9 protein-coding genes are annotated in these 13,237 nt (G+C 37.2%); 2 read left to right on the top strand and 7 right to left on the bottom strand.

Going from position 1 to position 13,237, the window contains the following annotated elements; translation table 11 throughout:
- Positions 1-349: 349 nt before the first annotated feature.
- Together AC625_RS03225 and AC625_RS03220 are read left to right on the top strand one after the other, a co-directional pair.
- Complete coding sequence (locus AC625_RS03225; RefSeq protein ID WP_049683570.1) at positions 350-1,759, top strand: YfcC family protein; 1,410 nt, start codon at positions 350-352, stop codon at positions 1,757-1,759.
- A gap of 22 nt (positions 1,760-1,781) precedes the next feature.
- Positions 1,782-2,939: a M20 metallopeptidase family protein gene (locus AC625_RS03220; protein ID WP_049679970.1), complete on the top strand. Its 1,158-nt coding sequence runs from the start codon at positions 1,782-1,784 to the stop codon at positions 2,937-2,939.
- 296 nt (positions 2,940-3,235) lie between these two features.
- On the opposite strand, the gene AC625_RS03215 is transcribed toward AC625_RS03220, so the two are convergent.
- The 7 genes from AC625_RS03215 to AC625_RS03185 all read right to left on the bottom strand — a co-directional run bounded on the left by AC625_RS03215 (position 3,236) and on the right by AC625_RS03185 (position 13,229).
- Complete coding sequence (locus AC625_RS03215) at positions 3,236-3,871, bottom strand: YczE/YyaS/YitT family protein (RefSeq protein ID WP_049679969.1); 636 nt, start codon at positions 3,869-3,871, stop codon at positions 3,236-3,238.
- 568 nt (positions 3,872-4,439) lie between these two features.
- Positions 4,440-5,870 (bottom strand): Na+/H+ antiporter NhaC family protein, encoded by a 1,431-nt coding sequence (locus AC625_RS03210; protein ID WP_049679968.1) that lies wholly within the window; start codon positions 5,868-5,870, stop codon positions 4,440-4,442.
- An 86-nt stretch (positions 5,871-5,956) separates the two neighbouring features.
- Positions 5,957-7,003 (bottom strand): aldo/keto reductase, encoded by a 1,047-nt coding sequence (locus tag AC625_RS03205; RefSeq protein WP_049679967.1) that lies wholly within the window; start codon positions 7,001-7,003, stop codon positions 5,957-5,959.
- A complete protein-coding gene (locus AC625_RS03200; RefSeq protein ID WP_049679966.1) occupies positions 7,003-7,347 on the bottom strand; it encodes a TIGR04076 family protein in 345 nt (114 codons plus the stop codon). Before AC625_RS03200 ends, AC625_RS03205 begins: the two co-directional genes overlap by 1 nt.
- 883 nt (positions 7,348-8,230) lie before the next feature.
- Positions 8,231-8,812, bottom strand: coding sequence for a DUF4256 domain-containing protein (locus AC625_RS03195; RefSeq protein WP_049679965.1), 582 nt, complete (start codon positions 8,810-8,812; stop codon positions 8,231-8,233).
- Positions 8,813-8,924: 112 nt separating this feature from the next.
- The gene (locus tag AC625_RS03190; protein WP_049679964.1) at positions 8,925-11,204 is read right to left on the bottom strand and encodes an ATP-binding cassette domain-containing protein; all 2,280 of its coding nucleotides are present in this window, start codon (positions 11,202-11,204) and stop codon (positions 8,925-8,927) included.
- A gap of 756 nt (positions 11,205-11,960) precedes the next feature.
- Positions 11,961-13,229: a mechanosensitive ion channel family protein gene (locus AC625_RS03185; RefSeq protein WP_049679963.1), complete on the bottom strand. Its 1,269-nt coding sequence runs from the start codon at positions 13,227-13,229 to the stop codon at positions 11,961-11,963.
- Between the last annotated feature and the right edge of the window lie 8 nt (positions 13,230-13,237).

The raw sequence follows: 13,237 nt of genomic DNA, 5'->3' as shown, positions 1-13,237 counted from the left end.
TCCATTTTATGTAGTCTAGGAGACACCCTTACTTAAAAACCTCATTTACTTATGATACGGTTCTCCATGATGTATCTAAATAATATTTTTACATAAATTTCAAAATCCTAACACTCAGATCTTAGGTGCTAGTCTTGGGTATTAGGGCAAACTCCGATGCTAAACAAACAGCAATCCTAACGACTATTCCCAACAAGAAATCATCTAGTCTACGATTATTATATTCCATAGAAATATTAATCCTCCCCCTTGCATTATATTTGAATATAATTTACAATCAATTGAATAAAAATTCATTAACTTTCACACTACGAAATATTAAAAGGGAGTTTACTAGATGCAGAAGAACATCATACAAAATCAATCTCAAAATAAAAGCACAGGCAAGAAGGCACTCAACATTAATGCATTTGTCTTACTTTTCTTTGTGATCGTCATTTCCGCTATTTTGACATACATTGTGCCAGCTGGTGAATTTGACCGAGTAGAAAAAGATGGTCGTACGCTTGTAGTTCCTGATTCTTTTACTCTGACAGAGTCGTCTCCAGTCGGATTCTTTAATATCTTTACTAGTATTCATTCAGGCATGATCGATGGTGCTGGAATTATCTTCTTCGTTTTGATCATTGGCGGTGCTTTTGGCATTTTAAAGGCAACAGGCGCCCTTGATGCATTAATTGTGAATATAACAAGAAAACTAGCAAATAGGGAATTATTGCTCATCCCCGTTCTCATGCTGTTTTTTTCAGTTGGTGGCACATTGATGGGAATGGCTGAAGAAACCATTGTATATATTGCTATTATCACTCCAGTAGCTATTGCCTTAAAGTTAGATGCGATGGTCGGTTTTGCAATTGTTTCACTGGGGGCCAATATCGGATTCATGAGTGCTGTCCTGAATCCATTTAATATCGGAGTAGCACAAAGTATAGCAGAATTGCCTACATTCTCAGGTATTGGTCTCAGACTAGTATTATTCGCTACATTATACATTGCTGGAGTCCTTTACGTTTACCGCTACGCGAAAAAAGTCAAGTCCAATCCTGAACTAAGGTATTTAGGAAAATATCAAGAAGGAAATCAAATGGAAGTCAATACAAATTTAAGACTAACCATTCGTCACAAATGGATTCTAACCATTTTTTTACTCAACTTTGTAGTATTGATTTTCGGAGTTATAAAATTTGGTTGGTATATAACTGAAATTGCTGGTTTGTTCTTACTATTTGGAGTCCTAATCGGGATTGTTGGAAAATTAAATCCGAACAATATTGCGGACAGCTTCATCGATGGAGCAAAAGACCTAATTGGTGGTGCTTTAATCATTGGTTTCGCACAGGCCATTCTCGTTGTGATCCAGGATGGAAAATTAATAGACTCTGTTTTGTATTTTGCCTCTACCTTTCTAAGTCAACTATCGCCGATTCTGAACGCTATAGGAATGTTTTTTTTACAGCTTTCACTCAACTTTCTTGTACCTTCAGGGAGTGGTCAAGCAGCTCTCACAATGCCAATCCTGGCACCTTTATCTGACCTTGTTGGAGTGACAAGGCAGACTGCGGTACTAGCATTTCAGCTTGGGGACGGCATTTCCAACTCCCTTTTCCCTACATCAGGTGTGTTGCTTGCTGGACTTGCAGTTGCAGGGATTCCTTTTACAAAATGGATAAAATGGATTCTACCTTTTATATTCATTCAAATAGTCATCAGTATTATTTTCCTAATCATTGCACAAGTGATTCAGTACGGACCATTTTAAGAAGAATTAACGGAGGTTTATTATGTTACAAACAAAACTTGTAGATACAGAATTAATAGCTTGGACAATTGAACAGCGCAGACATTTCCATATGCATCCTGAGCTATCCGGACAAGAATATGAAACAGCTGCTTATGTGAAAGAGAAATTAACTGAATTCGGCATCGCTATCAAAAATAATTATTCTGCACCAAATGTTGTCGCCTATTTTAAAGGAACAGAAGGGAAAAAAACCGTTGCGCTCAGAGCCGATATGGATGCTCTCCCGCTTCATGAAGAAGGAGACAAGCCTTACATTTCAACAGTTCCTGGCGTCATGCATGGTTGTGGTCACGATGGTCATACCGCGACTTTACTCGCGGTAGCTAATTGGATGAGCACTCACCCACATTTAGTAAAAAATAATATTGTATTTATCTTTCAAAGCTCTGAAGAAGCATCACCAAGCGGGGCTAAACAACTTGTAGAAGAAGGTATATTAGATGAAGTCGATGTAATATATGGAATCCATTATATGTCTAATATGCCTTTAGGTAAAATTGGTTTTGCAACAGGCCCTGCTATGGCATCCTGCGATGACTTTGACATTATAATTGAAGGGAAAGGTGGACACGCGGGCAATCCACACGAAACAGTGGACCCAATTTACATCGCAACCCATCTTATACAAGCGTTCCAATCGATTGTCAGCAGAAATTTAAATCCCTTACATTCAGGAGTGATTTCATTTGGAGGTATTCAGGGAGGAAATTCATACAACGTCATTCCTGATAAAGTAAACCTTCAAGGTACTATTAGAGCATTAACGTATGAAGGAGCTGAATTAATGCACAAACAAACAGCTCAGCTAACTGAATCAATTTGCACAAGCTTTGGGGCAAAAGGACATTTTCATTTGATAGAAGGAACCCCTCCATTATACAATCATCCAGAAGCGTGCGAATTTGCGAAAGAAATCATCCAAAAGACCTTCGGTGATGATGTGTTCTTACCATTTGAGCCTGTACTAGGGGCTGAAGATTATTCCTACTATTTAAAAGAAAAAGTAGGTGTATTCATTAACGTTGGGATGCAAAGCGAAAAAAGCCAGTATCCTCACCATCATCCGAAATTTGACATTGATGAGGAAGCCATTCCCTCTGCCATTGAACTAATGATTCAATTGGCTTTGAATGCGTGAATTAACTAAGGGCGATTCATCCCATACCATCAGGTAGTGTGGGATGAATTGCCTTTTTTCATACACTGCTTTCTAAAGGAATGTTGCTTTTGACATGTTGCATGCGTGCTTAAATCCCCTAATTTTTGTATTTCAGAACGACCAGCAAAAAACCTCATTTACTTATGATACGGTTATCCATAGCATTTCTAAATGAGGTTTCTCAAAAAAGCGGGGACTGGCAAATACTTTTGAAATGAAAGAGGCTCCCCCCATGAAGGGATACTCCTACATCGTGTTTATTTATTTTTAATTGTCTACATATGCGTTAACAGGCGATCCTTTTGGTCAAGGAAATATGCCATCAGTTTCTTACATTGAGGAATAGAAAATCCTAAAATTGGACCTAATCCAAACGCAATAAACACTGTTCCAATTCCAATAGGCCCCCCTAACATCCAACCAAGAAGAAAAACGAGTACTTCAATTCCACTTCTAACCAACGGGATACTCCAACCCGTTCTTTCAACAATTAATAACATAAAGCTGTCTCTAGGACCTGCTCCAAAATCAGCAGAAACATATAATCCAATACCATACCCAATTAAAACGACACCTATGATAAAGGAAATTGTTGCTCCTGCTAAACTATCAATGCTAGGTAACATCCAATTAAAAAGATCAATAAATAATCCTAGAAACAACATATTCAGAAAAGCCCCTATTTTTGGCCATGCCTTATTGAAAATTGAACTGATCAACAAGAGTAAAAATCCAATTATTATCGACCAAGTTCCAATAGTAAAGCCAAATTTAGTAAATAGACCATAATGAAGAACATCCCATGGTCCAATCCCTAAATGCTTTCCTTCAATTGTTAACGATATGCCAAATGCTAACACCATTAATCCAAAAATAAAGAAAGACCAGCGTAAAATCCATTCATTTTTCATAATCTCTCCTCTATCTTATATCCTATTTTTTTATTAATATAACATTAAATTTGGACAGAATTTATAATCTATATTTTCTGAAATATAACAAAATAAGCGTATCTTCAATTTTCTTATTAAAGGAGAATTATGGGTTCTTATTCGTTTTAACAATGGAAAAGCTGACGAAGGCAATATCATATAGCCACGTCAGCTTTTTTTTGAAGATAAAAAAATTCCTCCATTTGTTATGGTTATCTAAAAAATCATCAATAAGAAGAATATATCTAAGTTTGGCTCTTGAATAGATTTTACCCAATCGAAGGGGGAAAACATTAAATCAACTTATTTAGTTTTAAGAAAAGGAACTCATTTACTTATGATGCGGTTCACCACCATTAATCCTAAAAAAACCTGCCATACGGCAAGGTTTCAGTACTATTATTACGACTTAAGCTCCGTAACGACCTCCACATGGCTTAATTCATATATTATAATTCACCGTTTTTCCAGAAAGGGATTCAGTGTTAGCACTATCTAAAAAAAGGCTCTCACCATATTATGAGAGCCTGACTTAGTATCTTGTTTACTAATCTTGAGGATTGCTAACTGCTTTCCCTTCCAAGCCTTCATATTTGCGGCCCCATCCCGTTATAACCGAGAACAATAGAACCAAGAACAGTACCATGCAATAAATCATACCGCTGCTGATTTGTGTTAGTAAAAGCGGTGCAACAAAATCATAACCTTGTGTCAGCAAAGCGCCGAGGAATACAAAAACACTTAAAAAAGGGATTACTAGTACGATAGAATTAGCAAAACCATCAAGTAGATTAGCACGACGGTATGGATGCAAACCAACACGTTTGCCAATCTCATTCTGTACTTTTCCAAATGTCGTCATCGATGCACTAGTTACACCACCGAAGATCAAAGTTGTAAACGAAATACCTAACATCATAGCGATTTCAGCACCGCGAGCCGTCTTGCCCATTTTGCTGTTAAGTATGCCATTTGTCACTTTTTCAAGCACTCCCGCACCGTTAAGCACACCCATTATACCGTAGACTGAAATAACGAGCGTAACGATTGCCATCATGCTGTTAATGCCGTCCGTTAGGAATCCTACCGGAGTACCATCCTTAACTGAAATAATATTATCGAAAGTTAAGAGATTAAACGCTAGACCTGTTATTATCCCTAAAACAATACCTATCGTAATAGCTTTATAAATATTGCGAGTTTTGATTGCGACGATTAACATGACGACTACCGGAACTAGCATGACTAGGGTGATTGGATTCATGTTCTTAGCAAGAATATCTGAAGCGCCCACACCTACCGTGCCACCACCGCCAAAGATCCAGAACAGAAAAAAGGAGATCGTCCCTGCGACCAAGGAATACTTCAGTCGAGTGGCAACACAGCCGCTCACTTCAGCAAAACCATCTTTTTTTGTGTATTCTTGAGTTCCTGCCGAGATAATCGTAGTATCTGATATTGGTGCTAAGTTATCTCCAAAAATAGAAGCACTGACGATTGCCCCCGCAAGAACAGCAGGATCGCATCCCAACAATACTCCTGCCGGGTAGAAAATAGGGAAGCAGGTAAACATTGTTCCGATGGATGATCCAGTAGCCGTAGATATGATACAAATTGCTATAAATGTGAACGCAGTGAATAATCCTCCATCCACACCTAACGAATCGGCAAGCCATACGAAACCTGCCGAAATATTAGTAGCTTTGATCAATTCCGAGAACATCCCGATGGCGAACAGAAGGATTGTAATTGGGACAGCTTCCTTTACGCCATCATAGACAGAATCCCAAAAACGATCGTAGTTACCCTTTTTCACAAAAATTGCACCCACCATCAGTGCGACGAAAGCACCCATTGCGAGTGCATACATTTCAAACGCTTTAAAAACGATAAAATACAATATGCAGAAAAACAGAAAAATAACGACTGGAATAAACGCGACTCCCCAGCCACCTCTAAATTCAAGTTTTTTATCCATATAGAAACTCCCTCTTATGTATTAAACGTGTACTCTTGTTTAATCGTCGCAACACCCAAAAACTGCGTTAAGATCGTTTAGTATAATTATTCTTCATTCAAATTCATCTTCATAATATTTCGGAATTTTGAATCAGCCGTACGCTCTAACTCAAAAGGTTCACCATCTAGTATTGGATAATTATCTAAGAATTGATTTAGTTCTTTAATATCAGAACGATCGAGTTCGAAAGTAAATATGTGTGCATTTGACTCAACATGGCTGCTATTTCTAACTCCAATAATTGTGGCCCCAACACCTTGTTGACTTAAGATATATTTTGTAGCAACATGAGCGACGCTAACAGAATGCTTTTTAGCGATTCTTTGTAGCAATAACAACAATTCCTGATAGCTATCCCAACCCAAAGTCTCTTCAATCACCTGAAGATATTTAACATGTGAGCGTGTTTCGGGCTGTATAGATGGTTTGCCGATCCATTTTTCTGCTAATAAACCACCTGATAATGTACCATAGCACAGCAGGGAAATCCCTTTACTTTTACAATAATCTAATAATTCTTTTTCTGGACGCCTATCAAAAACCGAGTATTGGTTCTGGCAAGACACAATAGGTATCCCAGCATCAACGATTTCGCTCAAATGCTTCATATCAAAGTTTGTAACGGCGATATTACGTATTTTCCCTTTTTCTTTTAGTCTATACAGATCCCCTGCTGTCTCGATATAGCCGGGCACATTGTAATCCCACCAATGAAACTGCACTAGATCTAATACATCTCGATTTTGCCGTTTAAGGCTTCTGTCAATTATTTGTTCAGTGTATGTAAAATCGACATCACTGAGTAGATTGATATCAGGTACATACTTGGTATGAATTTGGATATCATTGGGTGAAATGGTGCTTCCGTGCTGAAGTTGCTTTGAGAATTCACCGAGGAGCTCTTCAGTACCTGTATATATATCAGCACAATCAAATGTCGTAAATCCTTTTTCGACAAGCATATGGAAGGCCTTCAGTATATCTTGCTTGTCTAAATTAGTTTCTAAGCTATGACCTTCCGATAGTTGCCAACACCCGTTGATAACTCTACTGATCGTATAATCTTTTGCTAGTTCGAATCGTTCTACCATTATTTTTTATCTCCTTTATATATAGGTTCTGTCGTACATTCAGCATGACTAAATTCTTGAGTCCCGATACGAGTTATTTTAAATCTAGCACCACAGTTTGGATCTGGGCAGGCAATTACACTATCAGACAACATCCAGTCATTAGTGTGTAAAACTCGTTGTTTTGCAGGCAGTAATGGCAAAATAGCGCTTAAGGCATACATTGAAAACGAGTTATTTTCTGGGAAAATAAGGTCTTCCCCTATAACTAAGAAGTAGTCACCTTCCTGATGCTTGCAAACCATTGGTTTATCTGTACCTACTACTTCTACTTTTAAGTTATATAGCGTAAATTGATCATCCATGACACCTACTCCTCTCAACACTTGCAATGAATAATAGAGCTGCTGCAACAACTATATCCTGCTTACTTACAGTTGTTTGAGCCCATAAAATAATAAAAAACACTTGTCCTTAAATAATAATTCAAGGACAAGTGTTAACTTGCGGTACCACCTTGTTTGATATGTATCATACATACCCACTCTACAGAGTGCTCACATACACACACCCTTAGCCCTATAACGCTGGCTATGCGTCTAAGCTACTAAAAAAATTCTTTCACTTCGCCCTCTGAGGCCCCACTTGCTGTTACGGCATCTGTCCGGCTTACACCATCCCGGATTCGCTGAAAGATCGTTTAACAGTTTAACTCCCTCGTCTACGGTTTATAAAAATGTTAGCACCATAGTTTTCTATTGTCAATAATATTCTTTATATTTAGATAACATAAACTATTTTGTCTATACTTCTGTTTGAATACGTACTTTAATTTCTACTATTCTATCATCCTTCTCAGCTATTCTTTTATCATGAGTTATTACTACAAAAGTCGTACTGAACTTTCAATTTATATCTCTCAATAATTTATATATCATTTCAGTAGATTCGGAATCACGATTTCCTGTATATAGTGCAATTACAGGCGAACTATTTATTCCAAGTATTGTAGTAGTGAATTAAATGTTTCTTCATTAAGGTTATATATATGTCCACGTTGGATCATGAGATATCTTTTTTTGAATAGAAAGAAGCTGAAAATATGAAAGAAATGATAAACACTTACATATTTTCAGCTTTTTTATGATTTTGGACACTAAAGAAAAGTGTCCGATATTTAGAAAATAAAATTAAAGCCTTTCCCTAGGTGATTCGTTCTCTTTTCCAATGTGGCTGTTTGTACAAAATTTAGACCCTTAACGAACCACGGAACCCTCTGGCGCCATAGTAGGAGTCCGCACCGTTATGATACAAGAAGACGTGCCCATAGCGAAAATCGCAAAAAAGGGCACCGCCAAGTTCTCTAATATCAGAAGGTGCTTGCACCCAACTCGACGTTTTCATATCGAAATTTTCAAGTTTCTGCAACGCTCGATATTGTTCTTCCGTTAAAAGTTCAATGCCCATGGCAGTTGCCATATCAATAGCGTTATTTTCTGGTTTATGTTTTTTCCTTGACTCCAACGCTTCACGGTCGTAACAAACACTTCTGCGACCTTTAGGACTTTCCGCTGAACAATCATAAAAAATGTATTCGCCCTTCTTTTTATCATGACCAACAACATCCGGTTCACCGCCAGTTCTTTCCATTTCATTGAGTGACCACAGTTTTTCAGGATTAGCATCCAGCTTTGCTTGGACCTTAACCCATTCAACACCTTTATGGCGGTGCATGTTTTTCTCAAAACGGGCTTTCAATGCTCTAAGTAATTCTTCACGTTGTTCTAGTAACAAATCCTTTTTATTGCTGATTGTATCACTCTTTGTCATGTCAGTTTTCCCCCTATTGTTTTTACTCATAATAGTTTAAGTATATGTAAATATTTGTTTTATAATAGTCGGTTAAATAGCTGTGTGAATTTAGTTTATATTATTCCACATTTTAAGTGAAATGTTTTCTAACTCCATCCTTTAACCATTTCGCTGTCAATGTCTCTGCATGTAACATTTCTTCTGGTGGACCTTCTAATATAATTTGTCCACCTTGTTTGCCTCCTCCTGGACCCAATTCTATTACCCAGTCGCTCGCCGCTATAAAGTTTAGATTGTGTTCGATTATGATGACAGAATTACCTCTGTTTACGAAATTTTGAAATACGTCTAAGAGTTTTTCATTATCTTCTGTGTGTAGTCCTAAGGACGGCTCGTCTAATAGGTAGATTTGTCCTTCTTTTTGTAAATGGCTTGCGAGTTTTAGACGTTGGATTTCTCCTCCGCTTAGAGAACTTGTCGTCTGTCCTAAGGTCAGATACCCTAATCCTACGTCTTTTAGCGTATGCACTCTTTTTATGATCTTAGGTATTTTAAAATAATGAATAGCCTCGTCTATTGTTAATTCTAAAATCTCTACTATATTTTTATCTTGATATCGATAGACAAGCGCTTCGTCTGAATATCTCATACCACCACATGCTTCACAAGGGATTGTCACCGGATCTGCAAATGCTACTTCTGGCGTTAGGATTCCTTTTCCTTTGCAGATAGGACATGCTCCTGAGGAGTTAAAGCTGAATAAACCTGCTGGTTGTCCTGTTTCTTTTGCAAATATTGCGCGAATATCGTCCATTATTCCCATATATGTAGCTAGAGTCGAACGGTTGGAGATTCCGATGCCGCCTTGTCCTACCATGATGGTTTCTGGATATCTTTCTGTGAACGCTTCCAATATTAAGGAGCTTTTACCTGAACCTGATACTCCACATATAGAGACTAAGACATTTTTAGGAATATTTACGCTTATATTTTTTAAATTATTGTTACTTGCTCTGTTTATTGTAAAATAATTTTTTATATCCCTTGGATTTTTATTTATTTTTAGCTTGTGGTTTAGGGCTGTGGCGGTGGGAGAGTTTTTTAGTCCTTCTAATTTTCCTTGATAGACAACTTTTCCTCCATTTACACCTGCTCCTGGTCCCATTTCTATGATTTCATCCGCTACTTTTATTACTGATAGATTGTGTTCGATTACGATGACAGTATTATGTTGGTCTTTTATCCTTTTTAGCATTTGTATTAACATATCCACTTCTTCTGGATGGAGTCCTGCACTTGGTTCGTCAAAAATGTATGTGATATTGTTTAGACTGCTCCCTAAATGACGAGCGATTTTTACCCTTTGAGCTTCGCCACTGGACAGGGTCCCCATTTTTCTTGATAGACTCAAATATCCTAGTCCCATGTCGACTAGTTGTTTTACATGTGGGATTGCTTGTTGTGCTATAGATTCTCCCATAGGATCTTTTATGTTCTTTAGTTCTTCTAGTATTTCTGGAAGCTCTAATTGATCGTATTCTGCGATATTCAGGCCATTTATTCTACATTCTAATACCTTTGGGTTTAGGCCTAAACCTTGGCAGGTTGGGCATAAGAATCGAGTTGACACTGCTAAGACGTCATCTTGGGATACTTGTTGTAGTTTTGTGATGTCTCTATTTATATAAAGGCGCGTAAATCGAGGCAATAACCCATCCCACTCTGCGTTTTGAGGTCCATGTTTTGTGTGAAACGGTGCATAGGCTCTTTCACCTTCCAGGGGACCATATACTAGTAGGTGGAATTTTTCTTCTGAATAGTCCTTTATGGGTTTATCTGGATCGAATAATCCGCAGGTCATCATCCAATTACCTTGCCAACCTGAAGGCGATAATGGCTTAAATTTCACTGCATAATCTCGAAGTGACTTATCGTAATCGATCATCTTATTTAGGTCTGGCGCAATAACCTCCCCATATCCACCACATTCTGGACATCTACCAAAGGAACTTTGACTCGAAAAATCGTTGGCAGAACCTATTGATGGATTTCCTATTCTCGAGAACAAAAGTCTAATTAATGGATTTATATCCATATAGGTGCCTACTGTTGAGCGGGGATTGCCTCCTATCGGTCTTTGCTCTACTACTATAACCGGGCTTAAGTTTTGCATAAAATCGGCGTGGGGTCTTTCGTACCTTGGCATTTGATTTCTAACATAGAGAGGATAGTTCAAAGTCATTTGTCTTCTACTTTCTGTTGCTAATGTATCAAATACAACTGAGCTCTTTCCTGAGCCTGAAAGACCAGTAAATACGATGATTTTTTCTTTTGGTATGTTTAGATCTATATTTTTTAAATTATGTTCTTTAAGCCCTCTTAAAATGATTTCATCTTTTATTTCTGGCATTTTGTCATCCTTTCTGATTTTATCTACTATTCTTCTTTCAGTTCGCTACAAGTCTAGCCAACTATGACAGGGGGAATACCTTTCACAAATTCACATTCGTTTTGTGAGGATTCTTTTGTTTTTAACACTTTTTTATTCACCACGCATTATTAGTTTAATTACTCATATTATAGTAAATTAAAGCAGTTAATTGTTTAAATATTCATAAAATAATAAAATCTATCAAGACTTTCTCGACAGACCGATTCAATCAATATATTTGATTGTCTTGTTTCACACTTGCACCTATTAATTTATATACCTTTGTTAATCCGTTGCAAGAAAACTAAAAGGCAACAACCCAATAGGTTAGTTGCCTTTCTTTAAAATGAGTTGTGAGATTCACTTCACATGTCGCGAGTGTAAGTGGCAACACATGGGATGTTGGTGAGTCTTTTGTGAGCTATAATTAATGCTGTCATAATAAGTGGGTATATTTTAGCTTTTTATAGTTAACAACGGTCATTTTTGTTAAAAATATAAAATAAATCTTTATTTTATATTTTAATCTAGAATATACGATTGCATGAATTTATATCATTATGATATTAAATTGTCCATAAGAATTGCCAGAGAAGCGGAAATGCCTGAGCTTGAGGAATACATACAAAACTTGACAACGGCAAGGTATAAAGGATTACCAAAGTAGTCTCTTGAATTAGAATAAACCGACTGTGTTATTTAAAACAGTCGGTTTTGTTTCGGTGATTGATTATTTCAATAGCTTCTTTCGCCAATCAAGGCTTTGTTGCTCGATTCTTCTACCATGTTTCTTAAATCAGCCCCTGATGGATTCTGGAATACTCTAAGTCCAAACTCTGGTGCAACTGCAAATAGATGGTCAAAGATATCAGATTGCACAGATTCATACACTGCCCACTTTACGTCATTGGTAAATGCATAAATTTCTATAGGCAACCCATGTTCACTATGTCCCAGCTGTCTAACCATTAAGGACATATTCTGATTGATTCCATGGTGATTCTTGAGGTAATTGCTGATATACACCCTAAAAACACCGATATTGGTAAGGGCCCTACCATTCACACGATTGTTCCGATCTATTTCATTTTTGGCATTGTACTCAGTAATTTCCTTTTCCTTTTGAATAATGAAGTCTGAAAGGTAATGAACTTTTATAAATTTCTCAATCATTTCCTCGGTGCAAAACGTGATACTGCTGGTATCTATATACAAAGGGCGCTTGATTCGTCGGCCGCCTGAGCTTTGCATCCCTCTCCAGTTTATAAAAGAATCGGAAATAAGGGCATAACTTGGTATCATCGTAATCGTTTTGTCAAAATTTTGAACCTGTACGGTATTTAAAGAAATATCAATAATGTCACCATCTGCTCCATACTTTGGCACTTCAATCCAGTCACCAACCCGAACCATATCATTGGTCGTTAACTGAATTCCTGCCACTAGACCTAATAACGAATCTTTAAATACTAACATCAAAACTGCCGAGAGAGCACCAATACCACTTAATAGGATAAGAGGACTCTCCCCTATTAGGTTCGAGATGACTAAGATGAACCCAAGAGTCATGATAATAATGTTAACCACCTGAATATATCCTTTAATAGGCTTAACCTTGGATATTTCAAAGGTTTGATAAATATCATTAAGTGCATTAAGTAAGCTTTGAATAAACACTAACCCTACAATAATGATATAGGTAATGGCCAATTTTCCGATAATTGATTGATAGGTTGGAAAGATTGAAGAAAACGAATAAATAATGATCGCAGGAACAATGTGGGATAACTTTCGAAAAACTTGTCTTTCCAAAATGATTTTACCCCACTTGACTTTGGAGTTTGTAACGATACGAGTAATAATCCTGATCACTATTTTCTTTGAAATAAAATTCGCTACGATACAGATAAGCCCTATTAGCAAAATCTTGATTATAATCGAAAGATATTCTACTAATCTAGGATCTAGTTCCATATCCAGAAGTAGATTATTAATGAATTGCATCTGTTCTC

This window comes from Peribacillus loiseleuriae, from assembly GCF_001183985.1.
Lineage (GTDB): Bacteria > Bacillota > Bacilli > Bacillales > DSM-1321 > Peribacillus > Peribacillus loiseleuriae.
Note: the sequence above shows the minus strand (reverse complement) of the source record. Positions and strands in the feature narration are given on the sequence as shown.